The 15282-nt window shown below is 71.9% G+C and carries 14 protein-coding genes; 11 read left to right on the top strand and 3 right to left on the bottom strand.

Annotation, left to right across the window (positions count from 1 at the left end; translation table 11 throughout):
• The first annotated feature begins 102 nt into the window (after window positions 1–102).
• The 4 genes from V3C34_RS13035 to rpsT all read left to right on the top strand — a co-directional run bounded on the left by V3C34_RS13035 (window position 103) and on the right by rpsT (window position 4705).
• The gene (locus V3C34_RS13035; RefSeq protein ID WP_068322996.1) at window positions 103–2325 is read left to right on the top strand and encodes an ATP-dependent DNA helicase; all 2223 of its coding nucleotides are present in this window, start codon (window positions 103–105) and stop codon (window positions 2323–2325) included.
• 10 nt (window positions 2326–2335) lie between these two features.
• Window positions 2336–3307, top strand: a complete 972-nt coding sequence (locus V3C34_RS13030) for an aldo/keto reductase (RefSeq protein ID WP_338537923.1) — start codon at window positions 2336–2338, stop codon at window positions 3305–3307.
• The gene (gene holA, locus V3C34_RS13025) at window positions 3304–4260 is read left to right on the top strand and encodes a DNA polymerase III subunit delta (protein WP_346007345.1); all 957 of its coding nucleotides are present in this window, start codon (window positions 3304–3306) and stop codon (window positions 4258–4260) included. Before V3C34_RS13030 ends, holA begins: the two co-directional genes overlap by 4 nt.
• A 184-nt stretch (window positions 4261–4444) precedes the next feature.
• On the top strand, window positions 4445–4705 hold the full coding sequence (gene rpsT / locus V3C34_RS13020; RefSeq protein WP_068423471.1) for a 30S ribosomal protein S20: 261 nt from the start codon (window positions 4445–4447) through the stop codon (window positions 4703–4705).
• A gap of 102 nt (window positions 4706–4807) precedes the next feature.
• Here the strand turns inward: rpsT and V3C34_RS13015 are convergent, their stop codons facing one another.
• The gene (locus V3C34_RS13015; protein ID WP_068323007.1) at window positions 4808–5248 is read right to left on the bottom strand and encodes a type II toxin-antitoxin system PemK/MazF family toxin; all 441 of its coding nucleotides are present in this window, start codon (window positions 5246–5248) and stop codon (window positions 4808–4810) included.
• A 113-nt stretch (window positions 5249–5361) separates the two neighbouring features.
• On the opposite strand from V3C34_RS13015, the gene V3C34_RS13010 reads away from it, so the two are divergent.
• The 4 genes from V3C34_RS13010 to V3C34_RS12995 all read left to right on the top strand — a co-directional run bounded on the left by V3C34_RS13010 (window position 5362) and on the right by V3C34_RS12995 (window position 10797).
• Entirely contained in the window at window positions 5362–7053 is a 1692-nt protein-coding gene (locus tag V3C34_RS13010) for an alkaline phosphatase D family protein (RefSeq protein ID WP_346007344.1), read from the top strand.
• A gap of 13 nt (window positions 7054–7066) precedes the next feature.
• Window positions 7067–8338, top strand: a complete 1272-nt coding sequence (locus V3C34_RS13005; protein ID WP_346007343.1) for an alkaline phosphatase family protein — start codon at window positions 7067–7069, stop codon at window positions 8336–8338.
• A gap of 79 nt (window positions 8339–8417) precedes the next feature.
• Window positions 8418–10274, top strand: a complete 1857-nt coding sequence (gene lepA / locus V3C34_RS13000; RefSeq protein WP_068323013.1) for a translation elongation factor 4 — start codon at window positions 8418–8420, stop codon at window positions 10272–10274.
• Between the two features lie 43 nt (window positions 10275–10317).
• A complete protein-coding gene (locus V3C34_RS12995; protein ID WP_338537925.1) occupies window positions 10318–10797 on the top strand; it encodes a hotdog fold domain-containing protein in 480 nt (159 codons plus the stop codon).
• A gap of 3 nt (window positions 10798–10800) precedes the next feature.
• On the opposite strand, the gene V3C34_RS12990 is transcribed toward V3C34_RS12995, so the two are convergent.
• Entirely contained in the window at window positions 10801–11574 is a 774-nt protein-coding gene (locus tag V3C34_RS12990) for a tyrosine-protein phosphatase (RefSeq protein ID WP_338537926.1), read from the bottom strand.
• Here V3C34_RS12990 and hemW point away from each other — a divergent pair.
• Genes hemW through fabG form a run of 3 tightly spaced genes read left to right on the top strand, consistent with a single transcriptional unit; the run spans window position 11573 to window position 14249 of the window.
• Window positions 11573–12796 carry a radical SAM family heme chaperone HemW gene (hemW, locus tag V3C34_RS12985; RefSeq protein ID WP_428832168.1) on the top strand — a complete coding sequence of 408 codons (1224 nt, stop codon included), beginning with the start codon at window positions 11573–11575 and terminating at the stop codon, window positions 12794–12796. The two genes, V3C34_RS12990 and hemW, sit on opposite strands and share 2 nt — an antisense overlap.
• A complete protein-coding gene (locus V3C34_RS12980; protein WP_345913657.1) occupies window positions 12789–13439 on the top strand; it encodes a trimeric intracellular cation channel family protein in 651 nt (216 codons plus the stop codon). Before hemW ends, V3C34_RS12980 begins: the two co-directional genes overlap by 8 nt.
• A gap of 54 nt (window positions 13440–13493) precedes the next feature.
• Entirely contained in the window at window positions 13494–14249 is a 756-nt protein-coding gene (gene fabG / locus V3C34_RS12975) for a 3-oxoacyl-ACP reductase FabG (protein ID WP_068323028.1), read from the top strand.
• Window positions 14250–14318: 69 nt separating this feature from the next.
• Here fabG and V3C34_RS12970 read toward each other — a convergent pair whose 3' ends face one another.
• Window positions 14319–15197 (bottom strand): DUF3097 domain-containing protein, encoded by an 879-nt coding sequence (locus tag V3C34_RS12970; protein ID WP_082807439.1) that lies wholly within the window; start codon window positions 15195–15197, stop codon window positions 14319–14321.
• Between the last annotated feature and the right edge of the window lie 85 nt (window positions 15198–15282).

The following is a 15282-nucleotide window of genomic DNA, read 5'->3' as shown; positions in this document are numbered from 1 at the left end:
ATCGCGCGGGAGGTTGGTCCTGCGGTCAACCTTTTGGTGGACCATCTCGACGGCTGTGGATCGGTGACCCGGGATGTCGGCCGGGCCATCTAGGGTGGAGCGGTGTCCTCGACTGTTGAGTCCCTGCTCGCCGCCGCCGTCGGGGGAGTGGGCGGATCGACCCGCCCGGGACAGGTCGAGATGGCCGTCGCGGTGGCGCGCGCCATCGACACCGAGGAGCACCTGCTCGTCCAGGCCGGCACCGGCACCGGCAAGTCCCTCGCCTACCTCGTCCCCGCCGTCGAGCACGCCCAGCGCGTCGGCAAGCCCGCGGTCGTCGCGACCGCGACCCTCGCGCTTCAGGGCCAGATCGTCGACCGTGACATGCCGCGCCTCGCCGACGCGCTGACCCCCCACCTGCGGCGTCGCCCGACCTACGCGATCGTCAAGGGCCGTCGCAACTACGTGTGCAAGCACAAGGTCGAGGGCGGCTTCCCCGACGACGAGGACGGGCTCTTCGACGTCGGCGAGGCGGACGCCCGCGCCGGCTGGCTCGGCAAGGAGGTCGTCCGGGTCCGCGAGTGGGCCGCCGAGACCGAGTCGGGCGACCGCGACGAGCTCGTCCCCGGCGTCTCGGAGAAGGCCTGGCGCCAGGTGTCGGTCTCCGCGCAGGAGTGCCTGGGCTCCAAGTGCCCGATGGTCGGTGAGTGCTTCGTCGAGCGCTCCCGCGAGGCGGCCAAGGACGTCGACGTCATCGTCACCAACCACTCCTTCATGGCCATCGACGCCTTCGAGGGGCGCCCGATGCTGCCCGACCACGACGTGCTCGTCATCGACGAGGCGCACGAGCTCGTCGATCGGGTCACGTCCACGGTCACCGACGAGCTGGCGCCGGGCGGCGTGCGCGCGGCGGCCAAGCGGGCGCGCAAGTTCGCGGAGACCTCGGACGCGCTCGACGACCTCGCCACCGACCTCGAGGCGGTGCTCGAGGAGGCCCCCGAGGGGCGCCTGGCCACCGGCATCCCCGACGCGCTCGCGATGGTCCTCGGGCGCTGCCGTGACGTGGCCCGCGCGCTGCTCACGGAGATGAAGCCGCCCAAGGGCGAGCAGGTCGACGGCACCCGGCAGGTCGCGCTCGTCACGGTCGAGGAGGTCCACGACACGGCCGCGCGCATGCTGCAGGAGCACGAGCTGGACGTCATCTGGGTCAGCCGCGACCTGCGTCGCGGACCGCTGCTGAGGGTCGCCCCGATGAGCGTGGCGATGCGGATGCGGGAGCGGATCTTCGGTACTGGGGCGACCGACGACGACGAAGGGGTGCGCGACCGCACCGTCGTCCTCACCTCAGCGACGCTCGAGCTGGGCGGCACCTTCGACGCCGTCGCCGGCACCCTCGGCCTGCGCGGCCCGGGCGCCCCGGAGTGGACCGGCCTCGACGTCGGGTCCCCCTTCGACTACCAGCAGCAGGGCATCGCCTACGTCGCCGAGCACCTCCCGGCGCCCGGGCGGGACGGGCTCGCGCCGCAGACGCTCGACGAGATCGAGGCGCTCGTGCGGGCGGCCGGCGGTCGCACGCTCGGGCTCTTCTCGTCGATGCGCGCGGCCAAGGAGGCCAGCGAGGCGATGCGCGAGCGGCTGGGGCCTGACTTCACCGTGCTCTGCCAGGGCGAGGACATGATCGGCACGCTGGTGCGCGACTTCGCGCGCGACCCCCGGACCATCCTCTTCGGCACGCTCACGCTCTGGCAGGGCGTCGACGTGCCGGGCAGCAGCTGCCAGCTCGTGCTCATCGACCGCATCCCCTTCCCACGACCCGATGACCCCCTGGCATCCGCGCGCACCCAGGAGATCGCCCGGCGCGGCGGCAACGGCTTCATGGCGGTCTCGGCCACGCACGCCGCGCTGCGGCTGGCCCAGGGTGCCGGCCGGCTCATCCGACGGTCCGACGACCGGGGTGTCGTCGCCTTCCTCGACCACCGGATGATCAAGGCCCGCTACGCCGGGTTCCTGCAGCGCTCCCTTCCCCCGTTCTGGCCGACGACCGACCGCCAGCTCGTGCTCGGGGCCCTCGCTCGCCTCGACGAGACCGCCCCCGACGTCCTGCCGGTCGCCGACCCGGTCAAGCGCGGCCTGACCGGCCAGGTCGCCGACCCCGGCCCGGCCGGCAGCGTGCGCACCGCGGTGGTGCAGGGCGACGGGTGGTCCGTCCAGGACGACGACGAGCTGCGCGACGGCATCGACCTCGGTCTGCCGCTCACCGAGCTGGCCGCCTCGCTCGACCGCGACGAGGCCGCGGTCACCGCGCGGGCCGACACCCTCGGGCTCGTCGTCCGCACCCGCGACTAGCCTGAGCGCCATGGACATCCGCCGCCTCGGTCGCTCTGGTCTCGCCGTCTCCGCCGTCGGTCTGGGGTGCAACAACCTCGGTCGCCGCGGCACCGCCAGCGAGACGCAGGAGGGTACGGACGCCGTCGTGCACGCCGCGCTCGACTGCGGGATCACCCTCTTCGACGTGGCCGACGTGTACGGCGCGGAGCCGGGGCTCTCCGAGACCATGCTGGGTCGGGCGCTCGGCTCGCGCCGCGACGAGGCCGTCCTGGCGACGAAGTTCGGCATGGACATGGGCGGGACCAACGGCGAGGACTTCGGCGCGCGCGGCTCGCGCCGCTACATCGTCCGCGCCGTCGAGGCGTCCCTGCGGCGCCTGGGCACCGACCACATCGATCTCTACCAGTTCCACTCCCCTGACCCCCTCACGCCCATCGATGAGACCCTCGACGCGCTCGACGACCTCGTGCGCTCCGGCAAGGTGCGCTACATCGGGCACTCCAACCGCGCCGGGTGGCAGATCGCCGAGGCGGAGCACGTCGCCCGCGAGCGCGGCGGTCCACGCTTCATCTCGAGCCAGAGCCACTACAACCTGCTCGACCGCCGCGCGGAGCTCGAGGTCACGCCCGCAGCCGAGGCGTACGGGCTGGGGGTGCTGCCGTACTTCCCGCTCGCCCGGGGGCTGCTCACCGGCAAGTACTCCTCGGGCACGGCGCCCGAGGGCAGCCGTCTGGCATCCCGCCCCGAGATCATCGAGGGGGCCGACCTCGACCAGCTGCGGGCCTTCGGCGACTTCGCCCGGGAGCGCGGCCTCACCGAGGTGCAGGTCGCCTTCTCGTGGCTCGCCTCCCGCCCGAGCGTCGCGAGCGTCATCGCCGGCGCGACCCGCCCCGAGCAGGTGGCCGAGAACGCCGGGGCCGCGGGGTGGGTCCCGACGCCGCAGGACGAGGCGGAGCTCGACGAGATCTTCCCGCGGGTGCCCAAGGTGGCGCTCTTTTGAGCACGCCCCCCTTCGTCCTCGTCCAGGGGCCCGAGACCGTCCTCGCCGACCGTGCCGTCGACCAGGTCGTCGCCGACGTGCGCGTCGGTGCGCCCGACCTCGAGGTCGTGACCCTGCGCGCCGAGGGCTACGAGGAGGGTGAGCTCTCCATCCACGCCGGCCCCTCGCTCTTCGGCGAGGACAAGGTCATCGTCGTGCGGGACCTGCACCTGGCCCCCGACGTCCTGCAGCTCGACCTGCTCGCCTACCTCGCCGACCCCGAGGACGGCGTGACCCTCGTCGTCACCCACGCCTCGGGCAACAAGGGCAAGAAGGTGCTCGACACCCTCAAGAAGGCCAGGGCGCTCGTCCTCGAGGCGCCCGCCATCAAGAGCGACCGGGACAAGGCCGAGTTCGTCACCAACGAGTTCCGGCGTGCTCGGCGCAAGGCCGATGCGGGGGCCGTCCAGGCGCTCGTCGAGGCCGTGGGCAAGGACGTGCGCGAGCTGGCCTCCGCCTGCCAGCAGCTCGTCGACGACACGACCGGTGTCATCGACGCCGACATCGTCGAGCGGTACCACGGTGGTCGCGTCGAGGCCACCGGGTTCAAGGTGGCCGACGCGGCGGTGGCCGGCCAGACGGGTGAGGCGCTGCGCCTGCTGCGCCACGCGGTCAACGTCGGGGTCGACCCCGTCCCGATCGTCGCGGTCATCGCCCAGCAGCTGCGGCAGCTGGCCAGGGTCGGGGGAGCCGGGCGCGGTCGCAGCGCCGACCTCGCCCGAGAGCTCGGGATGGCCCCCTGGCAGGTCGACAAGGCCCGCCGCGCGCTGCAGGGCTGGGGTGGCGACGCGCTCGGTCGCTCGATCCAGGCCGTCGCCGCGGCCGACTTCGAGGTCAAGGGCGGCGGGCGCGACCCCGTCTACGCCGTGGAGAAGGCCGTGCTCACCATCACGCGTGAGCGCAACGGCGGCTGAACCACCCCGGGTTTGTCCGCGCCTGCTCGCCGCTGCTAGATTTGTCCATCGCGTGCGCGCATGGTCGTGCGCGCATCGCAGCACCACCCAGGGCGTCTCTCCCACGGTGTCCCCACGCCGGTCCCGAGATGCCTTGCCGCCCTCTAACGGCAGAAGCTCGACCAACCCAGTCAGAAAGATTCTTGTGGCAAACATCAAGTCCCAGATCAAGCGCGTCAAGACCAACGCGGCCCGGACCGAGCGCAACCGCGCGCACAAGTCCGAGCTGCGCACGTGGATCCGCAAGGTCCGCACGGCCGTCGAGGCCGGCGACGCCGAGACCGCCAAGACCGCGCTGGTCACGGCCGGCAAGAAGCTCGACAAGGCCGTGAGCAAGGGCGTCATCCACGCCAACCAGGCCGCCAACAAGAAGTCGGCGCTGGCGAAGGCCGTCAACAAGATCTGATCTGTTGACCCCAGACGCAGGGGGCCGGTCACCGCGAGGTGACCGGCCCCCTGCGTCATGCCCGTGAAGCTGCATTCCCCTAGGGCAATGCAGGGAAGGGGGTCAGGCCGGGTCGTCGTCGTAGTCGCGGCCGGCGGCGACCGCGCGCACGCCCTCGACCACGGCGGCGAAGACGCGTTCGTCGAGGACCGCGCCGTCGCGGCGGACCTGCTCCGGGTCCACCCGCAGGACGCGGTTGATGCGGGCCTCGCTCGGACGACCCCGTCCGTCCCAGGCGCCCGCGCCGACGTCGACCCACCGGCGCCCCTCGGCGGCCTCCTGCTCGGCATCGAGGTCGTGGTCGGCGCTCGTCAGCTGCAGGCCGAGCAGCCACTCGCCGTCCCGGCCGACGAGCAGCACGGGCCGGTCCTTGCCCTGCGCGTGGTCCTCCTCGAAGGGCACCCACGTCCACACGACCTCGCCGGGGGACGGGGTGGGGTCGTCCGGGGTCGGGGCCCACCGCATCTCGGGGATGCCGACGAAGTCGCCCGGGTAGCCGCTCATGTCCCCCCACGGTAGTGGTCGTGGTCACGGGGTGAAAAGGCTCACGGGTCGGCGGACCTGCACGCCATCGGGCCGTCACCTGCGCGTCACCCGGGGGCACCAACTTTGCCCGCATGCCCACCGACGTCAGTTCCCCTGTCCCCGGGCCCGGTCCCGCCCGTCGTGACGTCGTGCGCGGCGCCACGGTCGCCGCCGTCGTCACCGCGAGCGCCACGCCCTTCACCCGCTCCTCCACGGCGCAGGCCGCCACCGCCGCCACCGGCTTCCTCCACGGTGTCGCCTCGGGCGACCCGCTCCCCACGGCCGTCGTGCTGTGGACCCGCGTGACCCCGAGCGCCGACGCGACCCCGGGCTCCGGCAGGGGTGCGCGCGTCCAGGTCGACTGGGAGGTCGCCACGGACGAGTCCTTCACCCGCATCGTCCGCAGGGGCCGGGTCTCCACCGGCACCGAGCGCGACCACACGGTCAAGGTCGACGCCACCGGCCTGTCGCCGGGCACGCGCTACGCCTACCGCTTCCGCAGCGGGGGCCAGATCTCGCGCACGGGCTGGACCGCGACCGCACCGGCACCCACGTCGACGCCCCCCAAGCTGCGCCTGGGGATCGTCTCCTGCTCCAACTGGGAGGCCGGGTACTTCGCGGCCTACCGCCACCTGGCCGACCACGGCGCGCTCGACGCGGTACTCCACCTGGGCGACTACCTCTACGAGTACCCGACAGGCGAGTACGGCGCCAGGGGCGGCGCGGTGCGTGCGAGCGAGCCCGCCCGCGAGATCGTCACCCTCACCGACTACCGGGTGCGCCACGGTCACTACAAGACCGACCCGGATCTGCAGCGCTTGCACGGGGCCGCCCCGTGCATCACCACGTGGGACGACCACGAGAGCGCCAACGACGCGTGGAGCGGGGGAGCGGAGAACCACCAGCCCGGGACGGAGGGCTCGTGGCAGGACCGCGCGGCCGCGTCTCGCCGTGCCTACGACGAGTGGATGCCGATCCGTCTGTCCGGGAGCACCGCGCTGGGCGACGGGAGCCAGATCTACCGACACCTCGGGTTCGGCACGCTCGCCGACCTGCGGATGTTGGACCTGCGCAGCTACCGCAGCAAGCAGGCCTCCCCGGCGGCGCCCGGCGCCGTCGGCGACGCGGATCGCACGATCACCGGTGACGCACAGATGACGTGGCTGAAGTCCTCGCTCAGCGAGTCCACCGCCACCTGGAAGCTCGTCGGCAACCCGGTGATGATCACGCCCGTGACCTTCGCGGCGGTCGACGCGGAGGTCGGGAACGCGCTCCACGAGATGGGTGGCCTCCTCCCGCCGGACGGCCTGCCGTACAACGTCGACCAGTGGGACGGCTACACCGCCGACCGCCGCGAGCTCATCGACCACCTCGCCGACCACGCGATCGACAACACCGTCTTCCTCACGGGTGACATCCACTCCGCGTGGGCCTGCGACATCCCCAAGGACGTCGGCACCTACCCGCTCAGCAGGTCGGTCGCGGTCGAGTGGGTCGGGACGTCGGTCACCTCCGACAACCTCGACGACATCCTCGGCGTCGAGCCGCGCACCGTCTCGCTCGGCGTCGAGGCCGCCATCCGCACCGACAACCCGCACGTGCGATACCTCGACTTCGACCGGCACGGCTACTCGGTGCTCACCCTGACGCCCTCGCGCGCCCAGATGGACTGGTACGCACTGGCCGACCGTACCGATCGCGACTCCGCCGTACGCTGGAGCGCCGGCTTCGAGACCCTGCCCGCCACCAACCGCACCCGCCGTGTCTGGTACCCGGCGAGCTGACGACGGAGACACGATGACCGACACCAAACAGCACGCCCGCACGCCCACCCGACGCACCGTCCTCGCGGCGGGCCTGGCCACGGGCGCGACCATCGCGATCTCGGGAGGGGCCGGGGCCCCGTGGGCCGCTGCCGCGCCCGTGGTCGACACCCGTCGCGTCTACGTGCTCGTCACCGACGGGCTCCGCCCCGACGAGATCAACGGCCTCAGCACCCCCAACATCGACGCCCTTCGCCGCGACGGCACCTGGTACCCGAACGCCCGGTCGCTGCCGATCATGGAGACCATCCCCAACCACGTGATGATGATGAGCGGCGTGCGACCGGACCGCACCGGCGTGCCGGCCAACAAGATCTACGACCGTGGTCTGGGCACGGTCCGGGACATGGACCAGCCCACCGACATCAAGGTGCGCACCGTCCTGGAGCGACTGCGGGACAAGGGGCTGACCACCGGCACCGTCCTGTCCAAGGACTACCTCTTCGGGGTCTTCGGCGACCGGGCGACCTACCGGTGGGAGCCCGAGCCGCTCATGCCGATCACCGACCACGCGCCCGACGCCTACACCTACGACGCGCTCGTGGAGATGGTCGACGAGGCCGACCCGCACCTCGTCCTCGCCAACTTCGGTGACATCGACCGGGTCGGGCACGCCGACCTCGGCGGGGCGGTCGACCTGCCGGCGCTGCGCTCGGCGGCCCTGCTCAGCACCGACCGTCTGATCGGGCAGTTCGTCGACCACCTGAGGACGAAGGGGACATGGGAGCAGTCGGTCGTCATCGTCCTCGCGGATCACTCCATGGACTGGTCCTTCGCGCACCGCGTCATCTCCTTGGGCACCCCCATCTCGGCCGACCCGTCCTTGCGGGACAAGGTCGAGATCGCGCAGAACGGCGGCGCGGACTGCCTGTACTGGACCGGACCCGCGGCTGAGCGGAGCCAGGGCCTGGAGCGGTTGCGCCGGCTCGTGCTCGCGCAACCCGGCGTCCTGTCCGTCCACACCCCGGCGCAGTTGCGGCTGAGCGACGTCGCGGGTGACCTCGTCGCCTACTGCAAGGCGGGCTGGCGCTTCTCCGACCCCACGGTCCTCGACAACCCGATCCCGGGCAACCACGGCCACCCGGTGACCGAGCCGATCCCCTTCGTCATCGCCGGCGGCTCGCCGCTGGTGCGACCGGGCACGCGCACGGCGGTCGCGCACACGATGGACGTGGCACCGACGATCGGGGAGATCTTCGGACTCGGTCGGCTGCCGGGCGGGTACGACGGCGTCTCCCGTCTCTGACGGGTTGCCGGAGCGGCTCCCCGTCCGTGGGAGGATGGAGGCCGACCCCTGTCCCGACGAACCCCGAGGTCCACCACCCGTGTCACCGCAGGCCCGTGAGGCCCTCCCGCCCAACGCGACCCCGCCGGCGCAGATCCGCAACTTCTGCATCATCGCGCACATCGACCACGGCAAGTCCACGCTCGCCGACCGGATGCTCCAGATCACCGGCGTCGTCGAGGCGCGGCAGATGCGCGCCCAGTACCTCGACCGGATGGACATCGAGCGTGAGCGCGGCATCACCATCAAGTCGCAGGCCGTGCGCATGCCGTGGGAGCAGGACGGGGAGACCTTCTGCCTCAACATGATCGACACCCCGGGACACGTGGACTTCACCTACGAGGTCTCCCGCTCGCTCGCCGCGTGCGAGGGGGCGGTCCTCCTCGTCGACGCCGCGCAGGGCATCGAGGCGCAGACCCTCGCCAACCTCTACCTGGCGATGGAGAACGACCTCACGATCATCCCGGTGCTCAACAAGATCGACCTGCCCGCGGCCCAGCCGGAGAAGTACGCGGAGGAGATCGCCGGCCTCATCGGCTGCGAGCCCGAGGACGTGCTCCGGGTGAGCGGCAAGACGGGCGAAGGGGTGGAGGAGCTCCTCGAGCAGATCGTCGCCAAGCTCCCCGCCCCAGTGGGCGACGCAGACGCTCCCGCCCGCGCGATGATCTTCGACTCCGTCTACGACAACTACCGCGGGGTCGTCACGTACGTGCGGGTCGTCGACGGTGACCTCAACCCGCGCGAGAAGATCGTCATGATGTCGACCCGGGCGACGCACGAGCTGCTCGAGATCGGCGTCATCTCGCCCGAGATGATCCCGAGCAAGGGCCTGGGCGTCGGCGAGGTGGGCTACCTCATCACCGGCGTCAAGGACGTGCGCCAGTCCAAGGTCGGCGACACCGTCACCAACGCGGGCACGCCGGCCGACCGGGCGATCGGCGGCTACAAGGACCCCAACCCGATGGTCTTCTCGGGGCTGTACCCGATCGACGGCAGCGACTACCCGACGCTGCGCGACGCCCTCGACAAGCTCAAGCTCAACGACGCGGCGCTCGTGTACGAGCCGGAGACCTCCGCGGCGCTCGGCTTCGGCTTCCGCTGCGGGTTCCTCGGTCTGCTGCACCTGGAGATCGTCCGCGAGCGCCTCGAGCGGGAGTTCGACCTCGACCTCATCTCGACCCAGCCCAACGTCGTCTACGAGGTGACGATGGACGACGGCTCCACGATCACCGTGACCAACCCGAGCGAGTTCCCGCACGGCAAGGTCTCCGAGGTGCGCGAGCCGGTCGTCAAGGCGACCATCCTCGCCCCGAGCGAGTTCATCGGCGCGATCATGGAGCTGTGCCAGTCCAAGCGCGGCCAGCTCGGCGGCATGGACTACCTCTCCGAGGACCGCGTCGAGATGCGCTACACGCTGCCGCTGGCCGAGATCGTCTTCGACTTCTTCGACCAGCTGAAGTCGAAGACCCGCGGCTACGCCTCCCTCGACTACCAGGAGTCCGGCGACCAGGTCGCCGACCTCGTCAAGGTCGACATCCTGCTGCAGGGCGAGACCGTCGACGCCTTCAGCGCCGTGGTCCACAAGGACAAGGCCTACGCCTACGGCACGATGATGGCCGGCAAGCTCAAGGAGCTCATCCCCAGGCAGCAGTTCGAGGTGCCGATCCAGGCCGCCATCGGCGCGCGGATCATCGCCCGGGAGAACATCCGGGCGATCCGCAAGGACGTGCTCGCCAAGTGCTACGGCGGTGACATCTCCCGCAAGCGCAAGCTCCTCGAGAAGCAGAAGGAGGGCAAGAAGCGCATGAAGAACATCGGCACCGTCGAGGTCCCGCAGGAGGCCTTCATCGCCGCCCTCTCGTCCGACGACAACGCGGTGGACAAGGCCAAGAAGTAGCACATCCGTCGGGACAGGTAAGCGCTGGCTTAGTCTGGTGCGCATGGCCCAGCAGACCTTCGACCTGTACCAGCGCCTCACCCGGCTCCCCGCGGGCAAGCGCATCTTCTCCCTCCTCTACAGCGTCAAGGCGCCGTACTTCGCGACGGTCCGCCCGCAGGTGCGTGAGGTGCGCGCCCACCACGCCGAGCTGTCGATCAGCAACCGCAGGCGCGTGCACAACCACATCGGCACCCTGCACGCGATCGCGGTGTGCAACGGGCTCGAGGCCGCGATGGGGCTGCTCGCGGAGGCGACCTGCCCGTCCGACCAGCGCTGGCTGCCCCGCGGCCTGCAGGTGAGCTACCTCGCGAAGTCCACGACCGACCTGCTGTGCGTCGCCGAGACCGACCCCGAGCAGTGGGCGGGCGAGGCGCCGTACGACGTCGACATCCGCGTCAGGGCGGTGCGCACCGACGGCGTCGTGGTCGTCGAGGGCGTCATCCCCGTCTACGTGACCGCGAAGCCGCAGCAGGCCGCCTGAGCGTCAGGTCGTCAGGCGGGCGCGGAGGCGCTCGACCTCCGCCTCCTCCCACCCCGTGGCCGTCAGCCAGCCGACGGTCCCACCGAAGCCCTCGTGCAGATGGGTCAGGACGGCCTCCATCGCCTCGGCACGCGGCGTCTGGTCATCGATGCTGTGGTGGGGGATCGAGCGGCGGTAGGGCTCGACCTCGACGAGCCGCTCCATGATCCGGTGGATCCGCTCGGCTGTGCGCACGTAGTCGGCGATGATCTCCTCCTCGGGGACGCCGGCGACGGCCAGCGCCATCCCCACGACCGTGCCCGTGCGGTCCTTGCCGGCCGCGCAGTGCACCACGGCGCCGCCAGCGCTGTCGCGCACCGCGGCCAGGGCAGCGGCGACCGAGTCGGGACGCGTGCTGAGGTAGCCCGTGTAGTGCCGACCCCAGAACTCGCCGTCGCGCACGACCGGCTCGTCGCGCTGCCAGCGCAGCGCGAGCGCCTCCTCGACCGTGGTCTGCGCGTCGACGTCCTCGCGCAGCAGGCTGAAGTGGTGGTGCGTCAGGGGGGTCGCGCGCAGCGGACCCTCACCCGTGACCTCGTACTCGACGTTGCTGCGCAGGTCGACGACGTCGGTGACGCCGAGCTCCTCGACGAGGTGACGCACGTCCCCTTCGCTCAGGTCCTGGAGGTTGTCGCTGCGGATGAGCCGGCCCTCCCGGGTGCCGCGACCGTCGCGGGTGGGCAGGCCACCGAGGTCACGCATGTTGACGACGCCATCGAGCTCGATCCACCTGGTCATGGGAGCCACGCTAGCCACCGGGTGGGAGGATGGGCGGGTGCGTCCCCCCTTCGGCATCTACCTGCACGTGCCCTTCTGCACCGTCCGCTGCGGCTACTGCGACTTCAACACCTACACGGCGACCGAGCTCGGCCCCGTCGGAGGAGCGAAGGGGGCGAGCCTCGCCACCTTCGTCGACGCCGCGATCGGTGAGCTCGACCTCGCCGCCGCCGCGGTCCCCGACGCGCCGCCGGTCTCGACGGTCTTCGTCGGCGGAGGGACGCCGACGCTCCTTCCGCCGCAGGACCTCGTGCGCTTCCTCGACGCGGTCCGGAGGCGCTGGGGGCTGGCCGACGACGTCGAGGTGACGACCGAGGCCAACCCCGACAGCGTCACCGAGGAGTCCCTGCGGGTCCTGGCCGACGGCGGGTTCACGCGGGTGAGCATCGGCATGCAGTCGGCGGTGCCCGAGGTCCTCGCGACCCTCGACCGCACCCACGACCCGGCCAACGTCTCGCGCGCCCTCGCCGCGGCCCGCGCCGCCGGGCTCTCCGTGAGCCTCGACCTCATCTACGGCACGCCGGGGGAGAGCCTGGAGCAGTGGCGCACCTCGCTGGAGACCGCGATCGCGCTGGGGCCGGACCACCTCTCGGCCTACGCGCTGACCGTCGAGGAGGGCACCCGGATGGCGGTGCGCGTCCGGCGTGGCGAGCTGCCGATGCCGACCGGTGACGACGAGGCCGACAAGTACGAGCTGGCCGACGAGCTCCTCGCGGCCGCCGGGTACGAGTGGTACGAGATCAGCAACTGGGCACGCACCGACGCCGACCGGTGCCGGCACAACGAGGCCTACTGGCGCAGCCACGACTGGTGGGGCGTCGGGCCGGGTGCCCACAGCCACGTCGACGGCGTGCGCTGGTGGAACCGCAAGCACCCCGCCACCTGGGCGGCGCACCTCGCCGGCGGCGACCCCGCGGCCGAGCGCGAGGAGCTGACCGCGGAGCAGCGGGCCGACGAGCAGATCCTGCTCGGGGTTCGCCTGCGCGAGGGACTGCCGACGGCAGTCCTCACGGCCGACGGACGGAGGGCGGTCGCCGGCCTCGTCGCCGACGGCCTCGTCGAGGGGCCGGCCGCCCTGCGCGGGCAGGTCGTGCTGACCCGGCGCGGACGGCTGCTCGCCGACACCGTCGTGCACCACCTCGTGGCCGGTGCCCCCGACCCCGTGCGGGTGACCAGTGCCTGACGTCCCGGAGATCCCCGACCTCATCGGCTTCTTCGACCTGCTCGGCGTCCTCGCCAACGGCCTGCTCGGGGGAGCGGTGGCCCGGCGCTACCAGCTCGACCCCGTCGGCTTCACCGTGATGGCCATCATCTCCGCGCTCGGCGGCGGGGCGATCCGCGACGTGCTGCTCGACGTGCAGCCGGTGGCCCTGACCGACCTGCGCTACCTCACCGTCGCCCTCGTGGCCGCGGCCATCGCCTACCTCGTCCCGCTCGAGGGACGGCGCTGGCGCCAGATCTTCCCGTGGGTCGACGCCGTCGCGCTCGGCACGTGGGCGGTCGTCGGCACGCAGAAGGCGCTGCTCCACGACATCCACTGGCTCCCGGCGGTCCTGCTCGGTGTCCTCACCGCGTGCGGCGGCGGTGTCGTGCGCGACATGATGCTCGGCAACGTGCCGGTGATCCTGCAGCGCTCCGAGCTCTACGCGACGGCGGCCTTCGCCGGGGGGTCGGCGCTCGTCCTGCTCCACCTCCTGACGTCCGGGCCGGTCGCCTCGCTCGGCGCACTGGTGGTCGGTGGCGGGGTCTGCATGCTCGCCCGCAAGCGCGGCTGGATGTTGCCGACCGAGCCGCCGTGGAAGCCGCCCCGCGTCCACCGACGGTGACCGGTCTGCGGACCGCGCTGTGACCGACCGGTACGCGTGGCGCACGATGGACCCATGACCACCACGCGTACCGCCATCGTCACCGGAGCCGCCCGCGGGATCGGCCGGGCCATCGCCCTGCGACTCGCCACCGACGGCCACCACGTCGCCGTCCTCGACCTCGACGAGTCCGCCTGCCAGGTGGTCGTCGACGAGATCACCGAAGGGGGCGGCACCGCCCTCGCCGTGGGCGTGGACGTCTCCGACCCCGACCAGGTCGAGGCGGGCGTCGCCCGCGTCGCCGAGGAGCTCGGCGCCCCGACCCTCCTGGTCAACAACGCCGGCATCATCCGCGACAACATGCTCTTCAAGATGACCGTCGACGACTGGGACTCCGTCATGGCGGTCCACCTGCGCGGCGCCTTCCTCATGACCAAGGCCACCCAGGCCCACATGACGGCCGAGAAGTACGGGCGCATCGTCAACCTCTCCTCCACCTCCGCCCTCGGCAACCGCGGTCAGACGAACTACTCGGCCGCCAAGGCCGGCATGCAGGGGTTCACCAAGACCCTGGCCATCGAGCTGGGCAAGTTCGGCGTGACCGCCAACGCCATCGCCCCGGGCTTCATCCAGACCGACATGACGGCCGCGACCGCCGAGCGCATCGGCGTGCCCTTCGAGGACTTCCTCGCGCACGCCGCGAAGGAGACCCCGGTCGGCCGCGTCGGTCAGCCCGAGGACATCGCCGCGACCGCGTCCTTCCTCCTGTCCGAGGAGGCCGGGTTCGTCTCGGGCCAGGTCATCTACGTGGCCGGTGGCCCGAGGGACTGACCCCGGCCTGCATTGCCCTAGGGCAATGCAGAGTGAACCCGCATTGCCCTAGGGGAATGCGGGTTCAGGTCATTCGAGGGCGGTGACGAAGTCGATGAGCTCCTCGACCCGCCCGAGCAGGGAGGGCTCGAGGTCGGCGTAGGAGCGCACGGTGCCGAGGATCTGCTTCCACGCCCGGGCGATGTCCGCCTGCGTCTCGTGCGGCCAGCCGAGATGGGCGCAGATCCCGCGCTTCCACTCCGTCGACCGCGGGATCGTCGGCCAGGCCTCCATGCCGAGGCGTTGCGGCCGGACCGACTGCCACACGTCGACGAAGGGGTGCCCGACCACGAGCACGTGGTCGGGTGCCACCCGGTTGGCCTCGGCGACGATCCGCGACTCCTTGCTGCCGGGCACGAGGTGGTCGACGAGCACGCCCATCCGCCGGCCCCGGCCGGGCCCGAAGTCCCGGATCGCCGCCGCGAGGTCGTCGACGCCGTCGAGCGGCTCGACGACGACGCCCTCGACCCGCAGGTCGTGCCCCCACACCTTCTCGACGAGCTCGGCGTCGTGCCGCCCCTCGACGAAGATGCGCGAGGCCCGCGCGACCTTCGCACTCTTGTCGTGCACCGCCACCGACCCGCTCGCGGTGCGCGAGGCGGCCTGGTGGGCGGCGGCGAGGGCCGCGCGCTGCGCCCCCTTCGGCGCCGTCAGGGTGACGGGCGCACCGTCGACGTGGAACCCGGGGCCGAGCGGGAAGGCCTTGACCCGGCCGCGGCGGTCCTCGAGGTGCACGACGTGGACGCCACCGGCCTTCTCGACCGCGACGACGGCGCCGACCCAGCCGGTCTCGACGTCCTCGACGACCGTGCCGCGGGTCGCCTCCAGGGCGCGGGAGGTCGGGCGCGACAGCCTCCCCTTGGACTTCCAGTCGCCGGAGAGGACATCCTTGCCGTATCGATCGTTCACGGGCATCGACGTTAGGACGAAGGGGGGACACCCGGGCGACGGCACGCCGGACTTCGGGGAATGCGGCGCGCGGTCGTAGACTTGG

The organism is Janibacter terrae (genome assembly GCF_039636765.1).
In the GTDB taxonomy this organism is placed as follows: domain Bacteria; phylum Actinomycetota; class Actinomycetes; order Actinomycetales; family Dermatophilaceae; genus Janibacter; species Janibacter terrae.
Note: the sequence above shows the minus strand (reverse complement) of the source record. Positions and strands in the feature narration are given on the sequence as shown.

Coding starts and splice junctions, on each gene's coding strand:
- V3C34_RS13030 (WP_338537923.1), top strand. CDS start 2,336: ATGGACATCCGCCGCCTCGGTCGCTCTGGTCTCGCCGTCTCCGCCGTC.
- V3C34_RS13015 (WP_068323007.1), bottom strand. CDS start 5,248: ATGAGCGGCTACCCGGGCGACTTCGTCGGCATCCCCGAGATGCGGTGG.
- V3C34_RS13010 (WP_346007344.1), top strand. CDS start 5,362: ATGCCCACCGACGTCAGTTCCCCTGTCCCCGGGCCCGGTCCCGCCCGT.
- V3C34_RS13005 (WP_346007343.1), top strand. CDS start 7,067: ATGACCGACACCAAACAGCACGCCCGCACGCCCACCCGACGCACCGTC.
- V3C34_RS12995 (WP_338537925.1), top strand. CDS start 10,318: ATGGCCCAGCAGACCTTCGACCTGTACCAGCGCCTCACCCGGCTCCCC.
- hemW (WP_428832168.1), top strand. CDS start 11,573: ATGGGAGCCACGCTAGCCACCGGGTGGGAGGATGGGCGGGTGCGTCCC.
- V3C34_RS12990 (WP_338537926.1), bottom strand. CDS start 11,574: ATGACCAGGTGGATCGAGCTCGATGGCGTCGTCAACATGCGTGACCTC.
- fabG (WP_068323028.1), top strand. CDS start 13,494: ATGACCACCACGCGTACCGCCATCGTCACCGGAGCCGCCCGCGGGATC.